At 62.7% G+C, this 22309-nt stretch carries 21 protein-coding genes; 13 read left to right on the forward strand and 8 right to left on the reverse strand.

The features are described 5' to 3' along the window. Positions 1-10: 10 nt before the first annotated feature. From ABC383_RS08890 to tkt, 3 genes are all read right to left on the reverse strand, one after another. On the reverse strand, positions 11-835 hold the full coding sequence (locus ABC383_RS08890; RefSeq protein WP_413013225.1) for a DUF4198 domain-containing protein: 825 nt from the start codon (positions 833-835) through the stop codon (positions 11-13). Positions 836-1006: 171 nt separating this feature from the next. Then, positions 1007-2017 carry a type I glyceraldehyde-3-phosphate dehydrogenase gene (gene gap / locus ABC383_RS08895; protein ID WP_194712269.1) on the reverse strand — a complete coding sequence of 337 codons (1011 nt, stop codon included), beginning with the start codon at positions 2015-2017 and terminating at the stop codon, positions 1007-1009. Between the two features lie 116 nt (positions 2018-2133). Then, positions 2134-4128, reverse strand: a complete 1995-nt coding sequence (tkt, locus tag ABC383_RS08900) for a transketolase (protein ID WP_413013228.1) — start codon at positions 4126-4128, stop codon at positions 2134-2136. Positions 4129-4171: 43 nt separating this feature from the next. Here tkt and ABC383_RS08905 point away from each other — a divergent pair, with 43 nt between their 5' ends. The 9 genes from ABC383_RS08905 (at position 4172) to ABC383_RS08945 (ending at position 13406) form a co-directional block, all read left to right on the forward strand. Continuing rightward, positions 4172-4336 carry a hypothetical protein gene (locus tag ABC383_RS08905; protein ID WP_413013229.1) on the forward strand — a complete coding sequence of 55 codons (165 nt, stop codon included), beginning with the start codon at positions 4172-4174 and terminating at the stop codon, positions 4334-4336. Positions 4337-4365: 29 nt separating this feature from the next. Next, on the forward strand, positions 4366-5091 hold the full coding sequence (locus tag ABC383_RS08910) for a 16S rRNA (uracil(1498)-N(3))-methyltransferase (protein ID WP_413013231.1): 726 nt from the start codon (positions 4366-4368) through the stop codon (positions 5089-5091). 13 nt (positions 5092-5104) lie between these two features. Then, on the forward strand, positions 5105-5935 hold the full coding sequence (locus ABC383_RS08915; protein WP_413013232.1) for a M90 family metallopeptidase: 831 nt from the start codon (positions 5105-5107) through the stop codon (positions 5933-5935). Between the two features lie 91 nt (positions 5936-6026). Continuing rightward, positions 6027-7004 (forward strand): bifunctional riboflavin kinase/FAD synthetase, encoded by a 978-nt coding sequence (locus ABC383_RS08920; protein WP_413013234.1) that lies wholly within the window; start codon positions 6027-6029, stop codon positions 7002-7004. Positions 7005-7094: 90 nt separating this feature from the next. After that, positions 7095-9968, forward strand: coding sequence for an isoleucine--tRNA ligase (gene ileS, locus ABC383_RS08925; RefSeq protein ID WP_413013236.1), 2874 nt, complete (start codon positions 7095-7097; stop codon positions 9966-9968). 85 nt (positions 9969-10053) lie between these two features. Further along, a complete protein-coding gene (gene lspA / locus ABC383_RS08930; RefSeq protein ID WP_413013238.1) occupies positions 10054-10560 on the forward strand; it encodes a signal peptidase II in 507 nt (168 codons plus the stop codon). Between the two features lie 25 nt (positions 10561-10585). Beyond that, entirely contained in the window at positions 10586-11782 is a 1197-nt protein-coding gene (gene coaBC / locus ABC383_RS08935) for a bifunctional phosphopantothenoylcysteine decarboxylase/phosphopantothenate--cysteine ligase CoaBC (protein WP_413013239.1), read from the forward strand. Positions 11783-11830: 48 nt separating this feature from the next. Beyond that, positions 11831-12280 carry a dUTP diphosphatase gene (gene dut, locus ABC383_RS08940; protein WP_413013240.1) on the forward strand — a complete coding sequence of 150 codons (450 nt, stop codon included), beginning with the start codon at positions 11831-11833 and terminating at the stop codon, positions 12278-12280. Positions 12281-12296: 16 nt separating this feature from the next. Continuing rightward, positions 12297-13406: a M48 family metalloprotease gene (locus tag ABC383_RS08945; protein WP_413013242.1), complete on the forward strand. Its 1110-nt coding sequence runs from the start codon at positions 12297-12299 to the stop codon at positions 13404-13406. A 126-nt stretch (positions 13407-13532) separates the two neighbouring features. On the opposite strand, the gene clpA is transcribed toward ABC383_RS08945, so the two are convergent. Together clpA and clpS are read right to left on the reverse strand one after the other, a co-directional pair. Beyond that, a complete protein-coding gene (clpA, locus tag ABC383_RS08950; RefSeq protein WP_217345356.1) occupies positions 13533-15833 on the reverse strand; it encodes an ATP-dependent Clp protease ATP-binding subunit ClpA in 2301 nt (766 codons plus the stop codon). Next, positions 15830-16144 (reverse strand): ATP-dependent Clp protease adapter ClpS, encoded by a 315-nt coding sequence (gene clpS, locus ABC383_RS08955; RefSeq protein ID WP_194712279.1) that lies wholly within the window; start codon positions 16142-16144, stop codon positions 15830-15832. The genes clpA and clpS overlap by 4 nt, the downstream gene beginning before the upstream one ends. A gap of 324 nt (positions 16145-16468) precedes the next feature. On the opposite strand from clpS, the gene ABC383_RS08960 reads away from it, so the two are divergent. Then, entirely contained in the window at positions 16469-16675 is a 207-nt protein-coding gene (locus tag ABC383_RS08960) for a cold-shock protein (RefSeq protein WP_217345357.1), read from the forward strand. Between the two features lie 139 nt (positions 16676-16814). Here ABC383_RS08960 and icd read toward each other — a convergent pair whose 3' ends face one another. Then, positions 16815-18068, reverse strand: a complete 1254-nt coding sequence (gene icd / locus ABC383_RS08965) for an NADP-dependent isocitrate dehydrogenase (protein ID WP_413013244.1) — start codon at positions 18066-18068, stop codon at positions 16815-16817. 247 nt (positions 18069-18315) lie between these two features. On the opposite strand from icd, the gene ABC383_RS08970 reads away from it, so the two are divergent. Continuing rightward, the gene (locus ABC383_RS08970) at positions 18316-18879 is read left to right on the forward strand and encodes a pseudouridine synthase (RefSeq protein ID WP_413013245.1); all 564 of its coding nucleotides are present in this window, start codon (positions 18316-18318) and stop codon (positions 18877-18879) included. A gap of 72 nt (positions 18880-18951) precedes the next feature. Here ABC383_RS08970 and ABC383_RS08975 read toward each other — a convergent pair whose 3' ends face one another. Together ABC383_RS08975 and ABC383_RS08980 are read right to left on the reverse strand one after the other, a co-directional pair. Next, positions 18952-20076, reverse strand: coding sequence for a HupE/UreJ family protein (locus ABC383_RS08975; RefSeq protein WP_413013247.1), 1125 nt, complete (start codon positions 20074-20076; stop codon positions 18952-18954). Then, positions 20073-21269, reverse strand: coding sequence for a tetratricopeptide repeat protein (locus tag ABC383_RS08980; protein ID WP_413013249.1), 1197 nt, complete (start codon positions 21267-21269; stop codon positions 20073-20075). The genes ABC383_RS08975 and ABC383_RS08980 overlap by 4 nt, the downstream gene beginning before the upstream one ends. Positions 21270-21454: 185 nt before the next feature. On the opposite strand from ABC383_RS08980, the gene ABC383_RS08985 reads away from it, so the two are divergent. Beyond that, positions 21455-21679 (forward strand): hypothetical protein, encoded by a 225-nt coding sequence (locus ABC383_RS08985; RefSeq protein WP_413013251.1) that lies wholly within the window; start codon positions 21455-21457, stop codon positions 21677-21679. Between the two features lie 64 nt (positions 21680-21743). Further along, positions 21744-22187: a DUF192 domain-containing protein gene (locus ABC383_RS08990; protein WP_413013252.1), complete on the forward strand. Its 444-nt coding sequence runs from the start codon at positions 21744-21746 to the stop codon at positions 22185-22187. Positions 22188-22309 lie beyond the last annotated feature (122 nt).

Consider the following 22309-nt stretch of genomic DNA (forward strand, 5'->3'; position numbering starts at 1 on the left):
TGCGCGGGGGCTACGGCGCGCCCGGCAGGGTGAAGGTCAGGTTGCCCCAGAAGCTGTCCCAGTCGGCGTCCGCCGTGCCCTGGGCCGGCTGCATATGTACCGCGCTGACCATCCATTCGCCGGCATACGGCAGGCTCAGGGCCACCTCGCCCGCGGCATCGGCGCGGGCCCGGATGATCAGCAGCTGCGACTGGTCACGGTGCCGGTGCCATCCCTTGACCAGCACGCCGGATAGCGGCTTGCCGTCAAAGCTCAGCTTCAGGCGCAGCGTGGCGCCCGGAACGGCCGCGAACGGGTCCGACAGCGGCGTGATCTCCATGCGCTGTCCGGTGCGCAGCGCATAGGTGCCGTCCGACATCTCGCCTGCGCGCAGCAGGGCCTTTACGTGGCGCCGGTAGCGTTCACGGCCGGGCGTGGCGTCCTTGCCGGCGGCCTTGCGCTGCTCGATCACCTGGTCCAGCCCTTCGTCATGCAGATAGGCGTGGAATTTGTCGGCGGACAGGGAAAACGTGATCGGCTGGCTGTCGAACGCGATCAGGCTGGTGCCGGCCGCAAGCGGCACGGCCAGCCCGGGCACGGCGGTGCGGCGCGGCAGTCGGGCGGCCAGGTCCGTCACCGTGCCGGCGGCGTAGTGACGCAGGGCGACCGTGCGCTCGTCGACGAAGGGCGTGAGTTCGCCGTCGAAGTTCTCGCCGACCCGTAGCGTCAGTTCGCTGACGCCGCCGGCGGCAAGCAGCGACGGGCGGGCCTGCAGCCAGAACTCGTGGGCACAGGCAGGCAGGGCTGCCAGGCAGCACAATCCGGCAAACAACAGGGAAGGCAGGCAAAGGCGCATGGGCTGGGCGATCGGCAATGGGGCATGGGCATGGAATTGCCTGCCACTATCGCATAGGCGCCGTTGTTGATCTTGCCTGCGGACAAAAGGCCAGCGCGTGGGACCAGATACGCGGCCGAAAACGAAAACGCCCCGCGGCGCGGGGCGTTCCTACACCGGAAAAACCGGCGATTACTTCGCGTTCATGAGTGCAACGGTGGTATCGAGCATGCGGTTGGAGAAGCCCCACTCGTTGTCATACCAGGAAGACACCTTCACCAGGCGGCCCGAAACCTTGGTCAGGGTGGCGTCGAAGTTCGACGATGCCGGATTGTGGTTGAAGTCGACCGACACCAGCGGCTCGGTGTTGTAGGTCAGGATGCCCTTCAACGCGCCTTCCGAGGCTTCCTTCATGATGCTGTTGATTTCATCGACGGTGGTGTCGCGCTTGGCGATGAAGGACAGGTCGACGATGGAAACGTTGATGGTCGGCACGCGGATCGCGTAGCCGTCCAGCTTGCCGTTCAGTTCCGGCAGCACCAGGCCGACCGCGGCGGCGGCGCCGGTCTTGGTCGGGATCATGCTCTGGGTGGCGGAACGGGCGCGGCGCAGGTCTTCATGCATCACGTCGGTCAGCACCTGGTCGTTGGTGTAGGCGTGGACCGTGGTCATCAGGCCGTTTTCCAGGCCGATCTTGTCGTTCAGCGGCTGGACCAGCGGCGCCAGGCAGTTGGTGGTGCAGGAAGCGTTGGAGATCACGGTGTCGGAAGCCTTCAGCACCGAGTGGTTCACGCCATACACGATGGTGGCGTCGACGTCCTTGCCGCCCGGCGCGGAGATGATCACCTTCTTGGCGCCGCCCTTCAGGTGGGCCGATGCCTTTTCCTTGGTGGTAAAGAAGCCGGTGCACTCCAGCACCACGTCCACGCCCAGCTCGCCCCATGGAATCTCGGCCGGATTGCGCTGCGCGAACACGCGGATGCGGTCGCCGTTGACGACCATGAAATCGCCATCGACTTCCACAGTGCCGGGGAACTTGCCGTGCGCGGTGTCGTAGCGGGTCAGGTGCGCGTTCGACTTGGCATCGCCCAGGTCGTTGATGGCGACGATCTGGATGTCGTTCTTCTTACCGCCTTCATAGTGAGCGCGCAGCACATTGCGGCCGATACGGCCGTAGCCGTTGATTGCAACCTTGATCGTCATTTTTTATCTCCAAACATAGTTAAGCAAACCGAATTCGTGAACTGGTGTCGTGGCGCCGTCTCGCGGCTTCCCGGGGGCGCCACGCAGGCCAGCCGCACAGGCGGCTGGCGCGGGACTCAGGCCAGCACCATCTTCACTGCGTCCGCCACCTTTTCCGGGGTGAAGCCGAAGTGCTTGAACAGCACGCCGGCCGGGGCGGATTCGCCAAATGTGTCAATTCCGATAACAGCGCCTTCGAGGCCGACATACTTGTACCAGAAGTCGGACACGCCGGCTTCGACAGCAACACGAGGTATGCCTTTGGTCAACACGCTGGCCTTGTAGGAAGCGTCCTGGCGGTCGAACACGTCGGTGCAGGGCATGGAGACCACGCGCACCGCGATGCCCTGCTGGGCCAGCGCGTCGGCGGCCTTGATCGCCAGCTCGACCTCGGAGCCGGTGGCGATGATGATGGCCTTGGCGTCCGGCGCGTCGCGCAGCACGTAGCCGCCGCGGGCGATGTCGGCGATCTGGGCTTCATTGCGCGGCATGAACGGCAGGTTCTGGCGCGAGAAGATCAGGGTCGACGGGCCGTTCTTGCGGCGCACCGACTCGGCCCATGCCACCGCCGATTCCACGGTGTCGCACGGACGCCAGTTGTCCAGGTTGGGGATCAGGCGCAGGCTGGAGATATGCTCGACCGACTGGTGGGTCGGACCGTCTTCGCCCAGGCCGATGGAGTCGTGGGTGAAGACGAACAGCGTGCGGATCTTCATCAGCGCGGCCATGCGCAATGCATTGCGGCTGTAGTCGGAGAAGGTCAGGAAGGTTGCGCCGAACGGGATGAAGCCGCCATGCAGCGTGATGCCGTTCATGATCGCGCTCATGCCGAACTCGCGCACGCCATAGTTGATATGGTTGCCCGGCTGGTTGTAGCGCACTGGCACCGATTCCTTCCAGTTGGTCAGGTTCGAGCCGGTCAGGTCGGCCGAGCCGCCCAGGAATTCCGGCAGCACCTGCGCCAGCGCCTGGATCGCGTTCTGGCTGGCCTTGCGGGTGGCGATGGTTTCCTGCTTCTCGACGCAGCTGGCGATGTAATTGCGCACGGTGTCGTCGAAGCCGGCCGGCAGTTCGCCCTTCATGCGGCGCTGCAGTTCGGCCGCTTCCTGCGGATACTTTTCCTGGTACAGGCCCAACAGGTTGTTCCAGTCGCCCTCGACGCGGGCGCCGCTTTCGCGCGCATCCCAGTCGGCATACACATCGGCCGGGATGTCGAACGGCTGGTCGGACCAGCCCAGCGCTTCGCGGGTCAGCGCGATTTCCTTGTCGCCCAGCGCGGCGCCGTGCACCTTGTCGCTGCCCTGCAGCGTCGGCGCGCCCTTGCCGATCACGGTACGGCAGCAGATCAGGGTCGGCTTGCCGGCGTCGCGCGCCTGGCGGATCGCCGCGTCGACCGCGTCCACGTCATGGCCGTCGACGGCGCGGATCACGTTCCAGCCATAGGCTTCGAAGCGCTTCGGCGTGTCGTCGGTGAACCAGCCTTCCACCTTGCCGTCGATCGAGATGCCGTTGTCGTCATACAGCACCACCAGCTTGGACAGGCCCAGGGTGCCGGCCAGCGAGCAGGCTTCGTGGGAAATGCCTTCCATCAGGCAGCCGTCGCCGGCGAACACATAGGTGTGGTGGTCGATGATGTCGAGGCCCGGGCGGTTGAAATGCGCCGCCAGCAGCTTCTCGGCCAGCGCCATGCCGACCGCATTGGTGATGCCCTGGCCCAGCGGGCCGGTGCTGGTTTCCACGCCCGGCGTGATCTCGTATTCCGGATGGCCCGGCGTCTTCGAATGCAGCTGGCGGAAGTTGCGGATCTCGTCCATCGACAGTTCATGGCCGGTCAGGTGCAGCAGCGCATACAGCAGCATCGAGCCGTGGCCGTTGGAAAGCACGAAACGGTCGCGGTTGATCCAGCGCGGATTGGCCGGATTGTGGCGATAGTGCCGCGCCCACAATGCAACGGCGATCTCGGCCATGCCCATCGGCATGCCGGGATGGCCGGAGTTGGCTTTTTGAACGGCATCCATTGCCAGCGCACGAATTGCATTGGCCATTCTGTTGGTGGAAGGGGTGGAAGTCATGATGGATTCGGGTAGTGGACGAGGCGCGGAGGCGGTTTGGGACATGAATGCAGGCATTGCTGCAAAGCCGCACATTCTAGCAGACTGGCGGGCGTTGATCGTAGTTCCCGGCTATTACCAGCAAGACAAGCACCGATGCCGCAGAATGCCGAACCGGGCGGCGCAGGCGGCCGACCGGCTTGATGACAGGACACCCGGCCTGGCCTAAAATCAGCCGCCCACCCTAACGGATCGACCATGCCCCGCTTCTACTTCCCCGATGCCCTGGCCGAAGGCGCCATCGTCGCCCTGCCCGATCATGTCGCGCATCATCTGCACGTGCTGCGGCTGGCCCCGGGCGACCGGATCATCCTGTTCAACGGCCAGGGCGGCGAATACCACGCCACGCTGGAAAACCTGGACCGCAAGCGGGCGCAGGCTGAAATCAAGCTGTTTTCGCCGCAGGAAGCGGAATTGCCCTACGCGGTGACCCTGGCCCAGGCGTTGCCCGAGGGCAGCAAGATGGACTGGATCATCGAAAAGGCGGTGGAACTGGGCGCCACCGCGCTGCAGCCGCTGGCCGCGCAGCGCTGCGTGGTGCGCCTATCCGCCGACCGCGCAGCAAAGAAAACGGCGCACTGGCAGGGCATCATCACCGCCGCCGCCGAGCAGTGCGGCCGCAACCGGCTGCCGCACCTGGCCGAGGTCGGCGACTTCGGCGCCTGGATCAGCCAGCACGACCTGCACAAGCGCATCCTGCTGTCGCCGCGCGCTGAACAGTCGCTGTCGGACTGGGCGCGCCATCATCCGCCGCAGGCGGTGACGCTGATGGTCGGCCCGGAAGGCGGCTTTTCCGACGCAGAGGAAAAGGCCGCGCTCGACCATGGCGCGCTGGCGCTGGGCATGGGGCCGCGGGTGCTGCGCACCGAGACCGCTGGCCTTGCCGCGCTGGCGGCGCTGAACGCGGTCTGGGGCGCGATGTGAGGCGGCAGCGATCGTGAAACTCCTCAACCGCCTGTTCCGCCGCGCCGCGCCCGACATCGATGAATCGCAATGGCGGCAGGCGGTGCAGGGCATGCCCTTCCTGCACCGCCTCGACGCCGGCGAACTGGCGCGCCTGAAATCCCTGGCGGCCCGCTTCCTTGATACACACGCCGTCAGCGGCGCCGGCGGCTTTGCGGTCGGCAATGACGTGGCGCTGTGCATCGCCGCCCAGGCCTGCCTGCCGGTGCTCAACCTGACGCTGGACCTCTACGACGACATGGCCGGCGTGATCGTCTATCCCGCCGCCTTCGTGGTGCGCCACAGCGAGGTCGACGAAGCCGGCGTGGTGCATGAATGGGAAGCGGCCATGGCCGGCGAAGCGCTGGATGCCGGGGGCGCGGTGGTGCTGTCGTGGGAAGACGCGCAGGAAGACCATCTCTGGGACGACGGCGGCAACCTGGTCATCCATGAATTTGTGCACAAGATCGACATGGGCAGCGGCGGCGCCAACGGCTGCCCGCCGTTCCTGGCGGCGTTTCATGCCGGCATCGACCCGGCGCGCTGGAAAGCCGTATTCTCCGCCACCTATGACGACTTCTGCGAACGGGTAGACGCGCTGGAACGCCAGCTGCCGCCCGATTTCGACGACGACAACGAGCACCACCTCGACCGGTACGCCGAACTCGCCCAGGCGCTGCCGATGGACCCCTACGGCGCCGAGGCGCCGGCGGAATTCTTCGCGGTTGCGTCGGAGGCATTTTTCGCCAGACCCGCCCCGCTGCGCGCCACTTACCCGCAAGTCTTTGAATTGCTTGAAAATTATTACCTTCAGCGCGTTCGTTGAACGGCGTTGTCCCGGCGCCTGATACGGAAAGGCAAAGGTTTGCCCGTATAATCCAAGGTTTTTCGACCGACTCCCGACCCGGCTTCTCCCAATGAAGGTATTTCGCGGACTTCCCAATGCCGAATCGCGCGCGCCCTGTGCGCTCACCATCGGCAACTTCGACGGCGTGCATCGCGGCCATCAGGCCCTGCTGGCGCGACTGCGCGAAGCGGCGGACCTGCGCAACCTGGAAACCGCGGTCATGACGTTCGAACCGCATCCACGGGAATATTTCGCCCAGCGCGCCGGCGACCTGTCCAGGGCGCCGACCCGCATCGCCAGCCTGCGCGACAAGCTGCAGTCGCTGGCCAATGCCGGCGTCGACCGGGTCATCGTCGAACACTTCAATGCGCATTTCGCGGCGCTGTCGCCGGATGAATTCGTCAGCCGCGTGCTGGTCGAAGGCCTGCACGTGAAATGGCTCATCGTCGGCGAAGACTTCTGCTACGGCGCGCGCCGCGCCGGCAACATGGCCACGCTGATGGAAGCCGGCCGCCGCCATGGCTTCGAGGTCGAGGCGCTGCCGACGGTGAACAATGATGGCAGCCGCATCTCCTCTTCCGCCATCCGCGCCGCGCTGGCCGCCGCCGACTTCGACCATGCGCGCCAGTTGCTCGGCCACGGCTACACCGTCTCCGGCCACGTGATCCACGGCCAGAAACTGGGCCGCACCCTGGGCTTTCCGACGCTGAACCTGCGCATCGCCCATCGCCGCCCCGCCCTGTCCGGCATCTTCGTGGTGCAGGTGCACGGCCTGGCGCCGCAGCCGCTGCCGGCCGTGGCCAGCCTGGGCGTGCGCCCGACGGTGGACGACAGCGGCCGGGTGCTGCTGGAAACCCATCTGTTCGACTACAAGGAGCAGTGCTACGGCAAGCTGATCCGGGTCGAATTCCTGGCCAAGCTGCGCGACGAAGAAAAATACGACGGCCTGGCGGCGCTGACCGCCGCCATCCGCAACGACGAGGAACAGGCCCGCGCCTGGTTCCGCCAGCACAATAGCGGCGCCGTGTCCGCCACCGACCGAATTTGACGCTGCCCAAGAGCGCCGCATCCGATTGCGCCCGGCGGATTTCTTTCGCCGGGCATACCGACAAGTCACCGATTCCAGCAAAGCCATTTCATGTCAGACAACAAGCCCAGCAAACCAGCCAGCAAGCCGCAAAGCCGTTACCCGGTCAACATGCCCGAGACGCCCTTCCCGATGCGCGGCGACCTCGCCAAGCGCGAACCCCAGTGGGTCAAGCAGTGGCAGGAGCGCAAGGTCTACCAGAAGATCCGGGAAGCATCGGCGCAGCGCGAGAAGTTCATCCTGCATGACGGCCCGCCGTACGCCAATGGCGACATCCACATCGGCCACGCGGTCAACAAGATCCTGAAGGACATGATCGTCAAGTCGCGCCAGCTGGCCGGCTTCGACGCGCAGTACGTGCCGGGCTGGGACTGCCACGGCATGCCGATCGAGATCCAGATCGAGAAGCAGTACGGCAAGGGTTTGCCGACGGCAGAAGTGCTGGCCAAGTCGCGCGCCTATGCGGCCGAGCAGATCGAGCGCCAGAAGAAGGACTTCATCCGCCTGGGCGTCTTGGGCGAATGGGACAACCCTTACAAGACCATGAACTTCAGCAATGAGGCCGACGAGATCCGCGCGCTCGGCGCCATCCTGGAAAAGGGCTATGTGTACCGTGGCCTGAAGCCGGTGAACTGGTGCTTCGACTGCGGCTCGGCGCTGGCCGAGGCGGAAGTCGAATACCAGGACAAGCGCGACCCGGCCATCGATGTCGGCTTCGCCTTCGCCCAGCACGACCGCCTCGCCACCGCCTTCAACCTGTCCGCCCTGCCGACCGACAAGGGCTATGCGGTGATCTGGACCACCACGCCCTGGACCATCCCGGCCAACCAGGCGCTGAACGTGCATCCGGAATTGAGCTACGCGCTGGTGCAGACCGAGCGCAACGGCGAACCGCTGCTGCTGCTGCTGGCCGCCGAACTGGTCGACGACTGCCTGGCCCGCTATGGACTGTCCGGCCGCGTGATCGCCACCTGCGCCGGCGCGGCGCTGTCGGGCATCGCCTTCCGCCATCCGCTGGCCACGGCAGACGCCGGCTACGACCGGCTCTCGCCCATCTATCTCGGCGACTATGTGACCCTGGACGCCGGCACCGGCATCGTCCACTCCTCGCCGGCTTACGGCGTCGACGACTTCCTGTCCTGCAAGGCGCATGGCATGAAGGACGATGACATCATCAACCCGGTGATGGGCGACGGCCGCTACGCCTCCTGGCTGCCGCTGTTTGGCGGCATGACGATCTGGGAAGCCTCCAAGCCGATCTGCGGCGCGCTGGAAGCGGCCGGCTCGCTGTTCAAGCTGGTGATGTTCGACCACAGCTACATGCACTGCTGGCGCCACAAGACGCCCATCATCTATCGCGCCACCTCGCAATGGTTCGCCGGCATGGACGTGGCGCCCAAGGCAGGTGGTGAAACCCTGCGCGAGGCCGCGCTGCGCGGCATCGAGGAAACCGCCTTCTTCCCGAGCTGGGGCAAGGCCCGCCTGCACGGCATGATAGCCAACCGGCCCGACTGGACCTTGTCGCGCCAGCGCCAGTGGGGCGTGCCGATGGCCTTCTTCGTCCACAAGGAAAGCGGCCAGCTGCATCCGCGCACGCCCGAGCTGCTGGAAGCGGTGGCCAAACTGGTCGAGCAGCAAGGCATCGAAGCCTGGCATGCGCTCGATCCGCGCGAGCTGCTGGGCGACGAAGCCGACATGTACGTGAAGAACCGCGACACGCTCGACGTCTGGTTCGACTCCGGCACCACCCACCAGACCGTGCTGCGCGGCTCGCACCGCCAGCAACTGGACTTCCCGGCCGACCTTTATCTCGAAGGCTCGGACCAGCACCGCGGCTGGTTCCACTCCTCTCTGCTGACCTCCTCCATGCTCAATGGCCGCGCGCCCTACAAGGCGCTGCTGACCCATGGCTTCGTGGTCGACGGCGAAGGCAAGAAAATGTCCAAGTCCAAGGGCAACGTGGTGGCGCCGCAAAAGGTGTCGGACTCGCTGGGCGCGGAAATCCTGCGCCTGTGGGTGGCCGCCACCGACTACTCGGGCGAACTGTCTATCTCCGACGAGATCCTGAAACGCGTGGTGGAAAGCTATCGCCGCATCCGTAACACGCTGCGCTTCCTCCTGGCCAACACCGCCGACTTCAACCCGGCCGAGCACGCGGTGCCGGTGGCCGACATGCTGGAAGTGGACCGCTATGCGATCGCCCGCATGCAGCAGCTGCAGGACGAGATCCTGGCCCATTTGCAGGCGTATGAATTCCACCCGGTGACCGGCAAGCTGCAGATGTACTGCTCGGAAGACCTGGGCGGCTTCTATCTCGACATCCTGAAGGACCGGCTCTATACCGCCGGCGCAGACTCGACGATCCGCCGCTCGGCGCAGACCGCGATCTGGCACATCACCCACGCGCTGCTGCGGCTGATGGCGCCCATCCTGTCCTTCACCGCCGAGGAAGCCTGGTCCTACTTCGCCGGCGAGGAGGCCTATGCCGCCAGCGGCGAGACCATCTTCACCCAGACCTTTCACCTGCTGCCGCACGTGGAAGACGGCGCCGCGCTGCTGGACAAGTACAGCCGCATCCGCGAAGTGCGGGCCGAAGTCACCAAGGAACTGGAAGAGGTGCGGGTATCCGGCGCGATCGGCTCCTCGCTGCAGGCCGAAGTCGAAATCACCGCCGACGAAGAGCGCCAGGCCTTGCTGGAAAGCCTGGGCGACGATCTGAAGTTCGTGCTGATCACCTCTGCCGCCCGGGTCAGCCCGGCTGCCGACGGCCAGAACGGCGTCAAGGTCACGCCGTCGGATGCGGAAAAGTGCGAGCGCTGCTGGCACTACCGCAAGGATGTCAATGCAGACGCCCGCTATCCCGGCATCTGCGGACGCTGCGTCTCCAATCTGTACGGTCCAGGCGAAGCGCGCCGCTGCGCCTAGACCGCGACACCCAGCACCGGCATCCGACAACGCGGGCGGCGCAATGCGCCGCCCGCCTCTCCAACCGCACCGATAGCGACCTTCCATGGCCACCATCAAGAAAACCGTTTTCGCCCCCAAACCCGCCGCCGGCATCACGCCATGGCTGTGCATCGCCGCGCTGGTGGTGCTGGTCGACCAGCTGACCAAGATCATGATCACCCAGATGTTCAGCTACGGCCAGAGCAAGCCCGTGACCTCCTTCTTCAACCTGGTGCTGGCCTATAACAAGGGCGCCGCCTTCAGTTTCCTGGCCGCCGAGGGCGGCTGGCAGCGCTACCTGTTCTCCGGCATCGCGATTGCCGCCGCCGCCTTCATCATCTACCTGTTGAAGCGCCATGCCGGCCAACGCCTGTTCTGCTGGGCACTGGCGCTGGTGCTGGGCGGCGCGGTCGGCAACCTGATCGACCGCATCGTCTACGGCCATGTGATCGACTTCCTCGATGTGCATGTCGCCGGCTGGCACTGGCCCGCGTTCAACATTGCAGACAGCGCAATATGCATAGGCGCGGCGATGTTTATCATTGACGAACTGCGCCGCGTCAACCGCTAGGCACTGTCCCGCACGGAGCATGTTCATGGAACTCGACGGCAAGAAAATCGTTCTCGGCCTGACCGGCGGCATCGCCTGCTACAAGTCCGCCGAATTGACCCGCGCCCTGGTCAAGGCCGGCGCCTCGGTACAGGTGGCAATGACCCAGGCCGCCACCCAGTTCATCACGCCGGTGACGATGCAGGCGGTGTCCGGCAAGCCGGTCTTCTTCGACCAGTGGGACGCGCGCATTCCCAACAACATGGCCCACATCGACCTGACCCGCGACGCCGACGCCATCGTGATCGCGCCCTGCTCGACCGACTTCATGTTCAAGCTCGCGCATGGCGCCTGCGACGACCTGCTTTCCACGCTGTGCATCGCCCGCCCGGCCAGCGTGCCGCTGCTGGTGGCGCCGGCGATGAATGTCGAGATGTGGCAGAACCCGGCCACCCGCCGCAATGCCGCGCAGTTGAAGGCCGACGGCATCTCCGTGCTCGGCCCGGCCGCCGGCGAACAGGCCTGCGGCGAAGTCGGCATGGGCCGCATGCTGGAGCCGGAACAGCTGCTGGAAGAGATCATCGCGTCCTTCATTCCCAAGGCGATGGCCGGCAAGCGGGTGCTGATCACCGCCGGCCCGACCTTCGAGCCGATCGACCCGGTGCGCGGCATCACCAACCTGTCCTCGGGCAAGATGGGCTACGCCATCGCCCGCGCCGCCCGCGAAGCCGGCGCCGAAGTGCTGCTGGTGTCCGGGCCTACCGGCCTGCCCGCGCCCTACGGCGTCAGGCGCATCGACGTGCTGACCGCGCAGCAGATGCATGACGCCGTGATGGCGCAGGTGCCCGGCCAGGATGTGTTCATTGCCGTGGCCGCGGTGGCCGACTGGCGCGTGGCCAATGCCAGCGCGCAGAAGCTGAAAAAAGACAGCAGCGGCGCCATGCCGGCGCTGGTGTTCGAGCAGAATCCCGACATCCTTGCCTCGGTTGCCGCTTTGGCAAATAAGCCGTATTGTGTCGGCTTCGCCGCCGAATCAGACAATCTGCTGGAGTACGGCCGCGCCAAGCGCGAGAGGAAAGGCATTCCGCTCCTGGTCGGCAATATCGGTCCCAGCACTTTCGGCAGCGACCGCAATGAACTGGTGCTGTTCGACCAGCACGGACACACCGCAATGCCCGCGGCAGACAAGCTGCATCTCGCACGACAGTTAATCAGTGAAATCGCCAGTCGACTGCGCGCCTGAACCGGCGCATCATGCAGCGGGCTGCCGGTTTCCCCATCACCGAAAGCCATGAAAAAACTCGACGTCAAAATTCTCGACCCGCGCATGAAGGAAGTGCTGCCCGCCTACGCCACCGGCGGCAGCGCCGGCCTGGACCTGCGTGCCGCCCTGCGCGAGCCGCTGACCATCGCGCCCGGCAGCACCCATCTAATTCCCACTGGCCTGGCCATCCATATCGGCGACCCGGCTTATGCCGCGATGCTCCTTCCGCGCAGCGGCCTGGGCCACAAGCACGGCATCGTGCTGGGCAACCTGGTCGGCCTGATCGACTCCGACTACCAGGGCGAACTGATGGTCTCCACCTGGAACCGCGGCCAGACCGAATTCGTGCTGCAACCGATGGAACGCCTGGCCCAGCTGGTGATCGTGCCGGTGCTGCAGGTCGAACTGAACGTGGTCGAGTCCTTCGACCTGAGCGAACGCGGCGCCGGCGGTTTCGGCAGCACCGGGAAACACTGAGGAGACATTCATGCCAATGAAACCTATTTCTCTGCGAAACCGCATCGGCCGTCAGGCCCGCATGGCGGTGCTGCCCATGATCTTCCTGGCCGGCTGCGCCAGCCAGGTGCCGCTGAACATGCCCGCACCCGGCATGCCGCGCCTGCCCCAGCAGGACATGCCGCCATCGCCCACGGCGGTCGTGCCCGCCGCGCCCAGCCCGCAGCAAGCCATGCTGCGCGACATCGTCAGCCAGCAGGACCGGCTGTACCGGGTCGCCGCGCCGCTCCTGGTCAACAATACCGAACTGTGCAAGGGCAACGCCCGCAACCTGCTCGGCTTCACCGCCAAGAACCGCTATTCCTTTTCCGACGAGCTGAGCGAAGCGGCGCAGCAGCTGTACGGCATGGATGACAGGCTGCAGGTAATGGGCGTGCTCAACGGCAGTGGCGCGGCACGGGCCGGCATCCGCATCGGCGACAAGCTCGACATGGTGGAAGGCAAGCCGGTGCCGCCCGGCCCCGGCGCGGAGCGCCAGGCCGCCACCATGCTGGCGCCGCTGATCACCCGCAATGCATCGGCCAAATTGACCATGCTGCGCAATGGCCAGCCGGTCCAGGTCACGGTGCCCTTCACCCGTGCCTGCGCCTACAGCATCGAGTTGGGCAATGCGGATAACGTCAACGCCTATAACGACGGCCGGCGCGTGCTGATCACCCGCGGCATGATGAACTTCGCCGCCAGCGACAATGAGCTGGCCTATGTGCTGGCCAAGGAAATGGCGCACAACTCGCTCAATCATGCACGCGTCCAGCGCACCACGGCGACCGCAGGCGCCATCATCGACAACCTGGTGCGCATCCGTCCCGACATGGCAAGCATGGCTGGCCTGTCCGGCATGAAACCGATGCCGCAGACCATGGACGCCGCGTCCGATACCCTGGCGCTCTACATGCTGGCGCGGGCCGGCTACAACATCGACCAGGCGCCGCGTTTCTGGGAGCGGCTTGCGTCCCAGTATCCGCCCAGCGTCCTCAACGGCTACACCGCGCTGCATCCCGCCACATCGTATCGGCTGTCCGTGATGGACAGGATTCTTCAGGACGTGAAGACCAAGCAGGCACAGCGCCAGCCGCTGTTGCCCTGATCTGCGCGACGCGGCGCTTTCCGCGTCGCGTCCCTTCCGACCGTTCGCTCTTGCATAGGGAGCGACCAAATAAAAAGCCCGGACTGTTGCCAGTCCGGGCTTTTCTGATACTGCTCTCTTGAAGGCTTACTCGACTTCCACCGCTTCCGGCGTCGACGCTGCCGGCGGCACATCGCCCTCGACGAATTCGAGCTTGATCTGCTCGTTCTCGTCCAGATCCACCGTCACGCGTCCGCCTTCCACCAGCTTGCCAAACAGCAGTTCGTCGGCCAGCGCCTTGCGTATCATGTCCTGAATCAGGCGTGACATCGGCCGCGCACCCATCAGCGGATCGAAGCCCTTGCGCCCCAGGAACTTGCGCAGGCTGTCCGAGAACACGGCTTCCACCTTCTTCTCGTGCAGCTGCTCTTCCAGCTGCATCAGGAACTTGTCGACCACGCGCAGGATGATTTCCTCGTCCAGCGCACGGAAGCTGATGATGGAATCGAGACGGTTGCGGAATTCCGGCGTAAACATCCGCTTGATATCCGCCATCTCGTCGCCGGCTTCCTTCTTCTCGGTGAAGCCGATGGTCCGCTTCTGCAGGCTTTCCGCGCCGGCATTGGTGGTCATGATGATGATCACGTTGCGGAAGTCAGCCTTGCGGCCGTTGTTGTCCGTCAGCGTGCCATGGTCCATCACCTGCAGCAGGATATTGAAGATATCCGGATGCGCCTTCTCGATCTCGTCCAGCAGCAGAACCGCATGCGGCTTCTTGGTGATCGCCTCGGTCAGCAGACCGCCCTGGTCGAAGCCCACATAGCCCGGCGGCGCGCCAATCAGGCGGCTCACCGCATGCCGCTCCATGTACTCCGACATGTCGAAGCGGATCAGCTCGATGCCCAAGATAAAGGCCAGTTGCTTGGCCACCTCGGTCTTGCCGACGCCGGTCGGGCCGGAGAACAGGAAGGAACCGATAGGCTTGTCGGTCTTGCCCAGGCCGGCACGCGCCATCTTGATGGCCGATGCCAGCGCCTCGATCGCCGGGTCCTGCCCGAACACCACGTTCTTCAGATCGCGATCGATGGTCTGCAGCTTAGTGCGGTCATCCTGGTTGACCGACTGCGGTGGAATCCGCGCGATCTTCGAGATGATGTCCTCGATGTCAGACTTGCCGATCGTTTTCTTTTGCTTGGACTTCGGCAGAATGCGCTGCGCCGCGCCCGCTTCGTCGATCACGTCGATTGCCTTGTCGGGCAGATGACGGTCATTGATGAAGCGTGCAGCCAATTCCGCCGCCGAGGTCAGCGCCGACGCCGAATACTTCACGCCGTGATGCTCTTCGAAGCGTGACTTCAGGCCACGCAGGATCTGGATAGTCTGCTCGACCGTCGGCTCGTTCACGTCGATCTTCTGGAAACGACGCGACAGCGCATGATCCTTTTCAAACACGCCACGGAACTCGGTGTAGGTGGTCGCGCCGATGCACTTCAACTGTCCGCTCGACAATGCCGGCTTCAGCAGATTCGACGCATCCAGCGTGCCGCCCGATGCCGAACCCGCGCCGATGATGGTGTGGATCTCGTCGACGAACAGGATACCGTTCGGGTTGTCCTTCAATTGCTTGAGGACGGACTTCAGGCGCTGCTCGAAGTCGCCGCGGTACTTGGTGCCAGCCAGCAGCGCGCCCATGTCCAGCGAATAGACCACGGCATTCTGCAGGATTTCAGGCACTTCGCCCTGCACCACGCGCCATGCCAGTCCTTCCGCGATGGCGGTCTTGCCAACGCCAGCCTCGCCAACCAGCAGCGGGTTGTTCTTGCGCCGGCGGCAGAGGGTCTGGATCACGCGTTCCACTTCGGACTCGCGACCGATCAGCGGATCGATCTTGCCTTCGGCAGCCAGCTTGTTCAGGTTCTGCGTGAACTGATCCAGCGGGCTTTCCTTTTGCTGGGCTTCGGTCTGCGCTTCTTCCGAACCCTCGGGCGCCTTTTGCGATTCCGCCTGGCTGTCCTTGCGCACGCCATGCGAAATGAAGTTCACCACGTCCAGGCGTGTCACGCCCTGCTGATGCAGGTAATAAACGGCGTGCGAATCCTTTTCGCCGAAGATCGCCACCAGCACATTGGCGCCGGTCACTTCCTTCTTGCCGTTCGATGCCGACTGCACGTGCATGATCGCGCGCTGGATCACACGCTGGAAACCAAGCGTAGGCTGGGTATCAACCTCGCTCGAACCAGGTACGGTCGGCGTATTGTCGTTGATGAAATTCGTCAGCGTCTTGCGCAGATCCTCGATGTTGACCGCGCAGGCCCGCATCACTTCCGCCGCTGACGGGTTGTCGAGCAGTGCCAGCAGCAGATGCTCTACCGTAATAAATTCGTGCCGGGCCTGTCGGGCCTCGACAAATGCCATGTGCAAACTTACTTCCAATTCCTGAGCAATCATGCTTCCTCCATCACGCATTGCAGAGGGTGCCCTGCCTTGCGCGCGTGCGTTAAAACCAGTTCCACTTTAGTGCTGGCGATATCCTTGGGATACACGCCACACATGCCTTTACCATCTCGATGAACCTTGAGCATGATTTGCGTCGCCGTTTCACGATCCTTGTTGAAGTACTCCTGGATGATCGCCACGACGAATTCCATGGGGGTGTAATCGTCGTTCAACAATAATACTTGATACATCGGCGGCGGTTGGAGCTTTTCCTGCTGCTCCTTGCGCTCTATTACAGTATCGTTTTGGTCCTTGGTTGCCATGCGTTTCTTCTACTGCCTTCATGTCGGCGCCTGTGCCAGCGCACCGATGGTCATTGATATAGGCATCGATATTACGCCCTTTCTTGTTGAAGCGCAGATGACGTTCGAATGCTCAAAATCAAGGGAAGTTCGCGTCGAATTTCAGACTTTTAGCATCCCGGCAAAAAACTTGACTTTTTTAAAATTTCCGCGAACAATGTAGATTATCAATTAATGCAACCAAGCATTATTGATCGAAGAGAGCAGGTTATAAGAGGGGGCAGCGTTGCATGAAGCTTCTGCTTTTACGGCTCGTGTGATTGTTAATATTTGAAAGACGCTTTTATGGCAACTGGTACCGTTAAGTGGTTCAATGATTCCAAAGGTTTTGGCTTTATTACTCCTGATGACGGCGGCGAAGATCTGTTTGCACACTTCTCTGCAATCAACATGAGTGGTTTCAAGACTCTCAAAGAAGGTCAAAAAGTGAATTTCGACGTCACGCAGGGCCCAAAAGGCAAGCAAGCTTCGAACATCCAGTCTGCTTCCTGATATCCGAACGGACAGCATCAAAATCCCCGCACAGCGGGGATTTTTTTTGCCTACCTTCTGGAAAGCAGGCCAGTCCCGCCAGCTTGACAAAAAAAGAAGCCGGATCAGATCCGGCTTCCTGGTCAGGCAAACTCCTTCCTTACATGCTCTCGATCATCACGTCGCCAAAGCCGGAGCAGGATACTTGGCTTGCGCCCTCCATCAGGCGCGCAAAGTCGTAAGTCACCCGCTTTGAACTGATTGCCTTTTCCATCGAGGAGATGATCAGGTCGGCGGCCTCCACCCAGCCCATGTGACGCAGCATCATCTCGGCCGACAGGATCAGCGAACCCGGGTTGACATAGTCCTTGCCAGCGTACTTTGGCGCGGTGCCATGGGTTGCTTCAAACATCGCCACCGAATCGGACATATTGGCGCCGGGCGCAATGCCGATCCCGCCAACCTGGGCAGCCAGGGCGTCGGAGATGTAGTCGCCATTCAGGTTCAGGGTTGCGATCACGCTGTACTCATTCGGACGCAGCAGGATTTGCTGAAGGAATGCGTCGGCGATCGAATCCTTGATGATGATTTCCTTGCCCGTCCTTGGATTCTTGAACTTGCACCATGGCCCCCCATCAATCATCTCGGCGCCAAACTCGCGCTGCGCCAAGGCGTATCCCCAATCGCGGAAGCCACCCTCGGTGTACTTCATGATGTTGCCCTTGTGGACGATGGTCACGGAAGGCTTGTCATTGTCGATCGCATACTGGATTGCCTTGCGCACCAGCCTTTCAGTGCCCTCGCGCGAGACGGGCTTGATGCCTATCCCTGAACTTTCCGGGAAACGGATCTTTTTCACGCCCATTTCAGTGACCAGGAAATTGATCAGCTTTTTGGCGCCGTCCGAGCCTTCCGCCCATTCAATGCCTGCGTAGATGTCTTCCGAATTTTCGCGGAAGATCACCATATCGGTTTTTTCAGGCTCGCGCACCGGCGACGGCACGCCCTTGAAATAGCGCACCGGGCGCAGGCAGACATAGAGATCGAGTTCCTGCCGCAGCGCGACGTTGAGCGAGCGGATGCCGCCGCCCACCGGCGTGGTCAGCGGCCCCTTGATGGAGACCACATAGTCCTTGACTGCCTGCAGGGTTTCCTCAGGCAGCCAGACGTCGGGACCGTAGACGCTGGTCGATTTTTCGCCGGCGTAAATCTCCATCCAGCTGATCTTGCGCTGGCCGCCATAGGCTTTGGCGACGGCGGCGTCAACCACCTTGATCATGACCGGGGAAATATCCACGCCGGTGCCATCGCCCTCGATGTAAGGAATGATGGGATTGTCTGGAACCTTGAGGGAAAAATCTGCGTTGACGGTGATCTTGCTGCCCTCTGCAGGCACTTGGATATGCTGATACATCGTTGTCTCCGGAAGGAAGGCGGGAAAATTTATTTCACATATAAGAACAGGCTGACAGCTTGGAACGTGAATTTGCTTCGACGTTCTGACTGATTTCAAACTGTTCTTATATAAGACAGAAGACCTGTGTTGCATTAAGCATCACAATTCTACCCTACACCGCTGATGCGATCGGCCAGCCGATACGACCCGCGCCGGAGGGGCAAGTACAATCCTGTGTCGTACATCGCTGCCGCCATCCTTTCCCATGCCTCTTATCCTGTTCAACAAGCCATTCCAGGTCATGTGCCAGTTTTCCGCCCATGCCACCCGACCGACCCTGGCGGATCACCTCACGATTCCGGGCATCTACCCCGCCGGTCGCCTGGACGCGGACAGCGAGGGTCTGGTGCTGCTGACCGACGATGGCCGCCTGCAGTATGACATCAGCCATCCGCTGCAGAAGCAGGCCAAGACCTACCTGGCGCAGGTGGAAGGGGTGGTGACCGACGAGGCACTGCAACGCCTGCGTGCGCCGCTCGACCTGGGCGATTTCATTACGCTTCCCTGCCAGGCGGTTCGTATCGCGGAACCCGGTTGGCTATGGCCGCGTACGCCACCCATCCGGACCCGGCTCGGCATCCCGGCAAGCTGGATAGCACTGACCCTGACGGAAGGAAAGAACAGGCAGGTACGCCGGATGACGGCAGCGGTTGGCCTGCCAACCCTGCGCCTGATCCGTATTGCCATCGGTCCTTACGCGCTTGCCACCCACCCGCTGCTGCCAGGCGAGTGGATGGAGGTCTCGCCGCTGGAGATGCGGCGCAAGTAGCGCGTCGAACGCACCGGGCGTAACGGCGGCTGGTCCGCCGCAACGACGCCTAATACCTTGCGTGCGGCGCTGCTAGAAGCTCAACAGCCGGATGTTGGCGGCACGCTCGATCAGCCAGATGGAAGCGAGGATGGCAATCAGGATCGATCCGCCAAGCAGCAGCAGCCGGCGGTACAGCCAGCTGCGGCGCAATAAATAGATCAAGGGTAGAAAGGCAGCGACGATCGCAAGTTGCCCGACCTCGACGCCAACGTTGAAGCCGACCAGCGCCAGCACCAGCGCATCCTGCGGCAAGCCAAGGTCCGACAGGACGCTGGCAAAGCCGAAGCCGTGGATCAGGCCGAAGAGAAACGCCATCACCCAGCGCCGCTCGCGGAACAGGGGAAACACATTATTGAGCGCTGCAATCACCACCGATGCGGCGATGGTGGACTCCACCCAGCGTGATGGCAGGCTGACCACGCCCAGAGTGGCCAGCGTCAGAGTGATCGAATGTGCGACCGTGAAGGCAGTGACGATGCGAAGCACATTCCAGAATGCCGGCCTGAATGCCGATACCGGCTTCCAGGCACCCGCCTCGCGCATGGCAACCGCGGGCAACAGCAGCGCAAGCAGAAACAGGATATGGTCGTAACCTATCCAGATATGCCAGATGCCTTCGCGCAGATAGTCGAGGAACTGCTGCAGGCGGCTTGGCGCGCTGAGAGAAAATGGCTGGTCAGCCTTGTCCGGACTGAAAATGCCGGTGCTAGAAGCACCTTGGTATTGCAGCCGCAACAGTCCTTTGTGCTGCGGGTCGATATCGAAAAACAGGCGATAACGCACCTGCAGGCTGTCGCGCACTGCCGCGCATTGCGCCTGGAACTGCAGCACGGCATAGGCGCCGTCGGTGTGGTTATCGACTAGCAGCGCATCCGGCCGTAAAGGACATGTCGATCCGGCACTGGAAATTTGCAGTCTCGACAAGGCATAGGCTTCAATCTCGGCCCGGCGGGATCGCAGTTCGCCCCAGGTGATGGCGCCGTTGGCATCGGTATCAAGACCGATGGCAAAGTCCAGGTCGCGCAGGGCGATATCCCATTGGCCAGCCACGACATTCTCTTTCACCGAGAGCGACAGATAGCTGTCGCTGGGTTTGTGCGCATGTGCGGAAACCGTCCATATGAAGAAGGCCAGCCCGATGAGCAGCCGGATCATCGGCGCACCTCGCCGAGCTGCCTGGCAAGGTCACGCAGCCGCGTGTCCTCGATCCGGCTTTCCCTCAGCCATTGCACGACCGGCGCAGCGGCAGCCGGAGACTTGGCGGCCAGGGCTGCTTCGAGCAGGATGCGCGCATCCCGCGGCTCCTTCTGCACTTTCCAGTTTTCCCGGGCCAGGACGAGCGCGTTCTTTTCATCGTGATAGACCTGCAGACGAAAGCGCGCTTCTTCCTGCTGATGCACTGTGTCGCCACGCAACTGGGCCGCTTCATAGCGCGCGGCGAGCGTTGCGGCATGCGCTTCGGCGACCGGCAGGTTGAGCCGGGTTTCAGCCAGCACCAGACGCAGCAGCAATCCGTCCGATGGCGTCCTGTCTTTCAACATGGCGACCACTTCGCCATATCGTTTATGGTCCAGCAGGAAATCGGCATAAGCGGCAAGGAGAAAGGTGTCGGTAATGCCGAGGCCGATCGCCTGGCGAAAATAAGACTCGGCAGCCAGCGCACGATCCTGCCTCTGCGCCATTTCGGCCAGCCGGATCAGTACCCAGAGCTTCTCCGCGGCGGTGGCTTCCGGATGCGCAGCCAGCGTTTCGGCCAGCTTGTCATGGGCGCTATCGAGCTTGCCGGTCAGGCCATCGACCATCGCGCTGCAACCCACAGCAATGAGTTCGCTGGTAATGCCGCGCAAGCGCAGGCAGTCCGCCTTGGCTTCCTGATAGCGCGCCTGCACGATGTGGATCGTGGCGCGCAGGGCACGTGCCTGGGCGTGGTCGGGATCACGCCGCAACACACTGCCGAGGTCATTCAGCGCACCATCAAAGTCATGCCGGAACTGGGCCAAGCCCGCCCGCAGCACCTGCACTTCCACTGGCGGCTCGGGCATGTCCCACCACGGCGCCAGCGCCGCCTGGGCATAACCGAGGTAGCGTGGATCGCCCTCTTCTCCGACGAGGCCGTAGTAACGGCTGGCCAACGCGGTGGCAATATTGACGTTGCGAGGATCGGCACGCAGCTGTTCGCGCAACTGGCGCATTTCGCGCGCAACCGGATCGTTCGGACGCAATGGCAGGTTTTCCAGGACCTGGTCGTCGGCTTGCGGCACGAACGGCGCTGCTAAGGCAACGTGGTCATGGCATGCGAGCAGCAATGTGGCGGCAAGGAAAAATCCGGTCAGAGCAGGGCGGGACATGGATCATGGCGGAATGGATGGCAGTGCATGATAGCAAGCCGGCACACGTTCGCATGGAAACGGAATTTATTTCTTTCGGTTATTTCTTTAATGCGTGTCAACCATTGCAATGATGCTGCGTTACTCGCAGTGATTCGCAAGGATCGCCCAATAATCAAACCAGTTACCGAAATGAGGGATAGAAAATGAAAAAACTGATCGCTGCAGCCGTCGCAGGTCTGTTCTCGCTTTCCGCTTTCGCCGCAGCACACACCGCCGCGCCGGCAACCCCAGCCACCCCGGCTGCGCCAGCCGCCGCCGCAATGCCAGCGACGCCTGCCGCACCTGCCGCGGCACCAACCACGAAAAAAGCCAAGAAGGCAAAAAAATCAAAAAAGGCAAAAACGTCGGAAATGGCAGCATCGAAGTAATACAGGCAGCATTCCTCAGGAAAGGCAGACTCGGTCTGCCTTTTTTTGGTTTACACTGCTGCCCATGAAAATTCCGACATTCGTTTCTATTCTGGCCACTGCCCTCCTGCCGCTTGGCAGCGCTCACGCAGAGCCGCAATTCCCTGTCGTTTCCCTGACCGCCGGCATGTATGTCATACAGGCCGAAGTCGCAGCCACCGAGGCGCAACGCCAGCAAGGTCTGATGTTCAGGGAAAAACTGGCGTCCAATGCCGGCATGGTGTTCGTGTTCAATCGGCCCGCCCAGGTTTGCATGTGGATGAAAAACACTCTGGTGCCGCTATCGGTCGCCTTTATTGACGACGGCGGCAAGATCATCAACATCGAAGAAATGCAGCCGCAAACCACCAATTCCCATTGCGCCGGCAGCCAGGCGAGCTATGCGCTGGAAATGAACAAGGGATGGTTTGCGCAGAAAAATATCAAGCCGGGCACCGTGATTGCCGGACTACCGAAGGCGCGTCAATAGTCAGCTGTAATAGCAGTTCTGCAGAGACTGCCGCTTTTTCTGGTTCGAGAAACACAAAAACCCCGCCAGCTCCAAGACTGGCGGGGTTTCGCTAGCTCTGCAACGTCCGGCCAGTCGATGAC

Origin of the sequence: Noviherbaspirillum phoenicis, assembly GCF_047237965.1 — a bacterium.
Classification (GTDB): domain Bacteria; phylum Pseudomonadota; class Gammaproteobacteria; order Burkholderiales; family Burkholderiaceae_D; genus Noviherbaspirillum_A.

Bases quoted from the DNA above. Each gene is read 5' to 3' on its own strand.
- ileS (WP_413013236.1), top strand. From the start codon at position 7,095: ATGTCAGACAACAAGCCCAGCAAACCAGCCAGCAAGCCGCAAAGCCGT.
- clpS (WP_194712279.1), bottom strand. From the start codon at position 16,144: ATGGCAACCAAGGACCAAAACGATACTGTAATAGAGCGCAAGGAGCAG.
- ABC383_RS08960 (WP_217345357.1), top strand. From the start codon at position 16,469: ATGGCAACTGGTACCGTTAAGTGGTTCAATGATTCCAAAGGTTTTGGC.
- gap (WP_194712269.1), bottom strand. From the start codon at position 2,017: ATGACGATCAAGGTTGCAATCAACGGCTACGGCCGTATCGGCCGCAAT.
- ABC383_RS08920 (WP_413013234.1), top strand. From the start codon at position 6,027: ATGAAGGTATTTCGCGGACTTCCCAATGCCGAATCGCGCGCGCCCTGT.
- ABC383_RS08945 (WP_413013242.1), top strand. From the start codon at position 12,297: ATGAAACCTATTTCTCTGCGAAACCGCATCGGCCGTCAGGCCCGCATG.
- lspA (WP_413013238.1), top strand. From the start codon at position 10,054: ATGGCCACCATCAAGAAAACCGTTTTCGCCCCCAAACCCGCCGCCGGC.
- ABC383_RS08980 (WP_413013249.1), bottom strand. From the start codon at position 21,269: ATGTCCCGCCCTGCTCTGACCGGATTTTTCCTTGCCGCCACATTGCTG.
- ABC383_RS08970 (WP_413013245.1), top strand. From the start codon at position 18,316: ATGCCTCTTATCCTGTTCAACAAGCCATTCCAGGTCATGTGCCAGTTT.
- clpA (WP_217345356.1), bottom strand. From the start codon at position 15,833: ATGATTGCTCAGGAATTGGAAGTAAGTTTGCACATGGCATTTGTCGAG.
- ABC383_RS08990 (WP_413013252.1), top strand. From the start codon at position 21,744: ATGAAAATTCCGACATTCGTTTCTATTCTGGCCACTGCCCTCCTGCCG.
- ABC383_RS08975 (WP_413013247.1), bottom strand. From the start codon at position 20,076: ATGATCCGGCTGCTCATCGGGCTGGCCTTCTTCATATGGACGGTTTCC.
- ABC383_RS08905 (WP_413013229.1), top strand. From the start codon at position 4,172: ATGAATGCAGGCATTGCTGCAAAGCCGCACATTCTAGCAGACTGGCGG.
- ABC383_RS08890 (WP_413013225.1), bottom strand. From the start codon at position 835: ATGCGCCTTTGCCTGCCTTCCCTGTTGTTTGCCGGATTGTGCTGCCTG.
- tkt (WP_413013228.1), bottom strand. From the start codon at position 4,128: ATGACTTCCACCCCTTCCACCAACAGAATGGCCAATGCAATTCGTGCG.
- icd (WP_413013244.1), bottom strand. From the start codon at position 18,068: ATGTATCAGCATATCCAAGTGCCTGCAGAGGGCAGCAAGATCACCGTC.
- ABC383_RS08910 (WP_413013231.1), top strand. From the start codon at position 4,366: ATGCCCCGCTTCTACTTCCCCGATGCCCTGGCCGAAGGCGCCATCGTC.
- ABC383_RS08985 (WP_413013251.1), top strand. From the start codon at position 21,455: ATGAAAAAACTGATCGCTGCAGCCGTCGCAGGTCTGTTCTCGCTTTCC.
- dut (WP_413013240.1), top strand. From the start codon at position 11,831: ATGAAAAAACTCGACGTCAAAATTCTCGACCCGCGCATGAAGGAAGTG.
- coaBC (WP_413013239.1), top strand. From the start codon at position 10,586: ATGGAACTCGACGGCAAGAAAATCGTTCTCGGCCTGACCGGCGGCATC.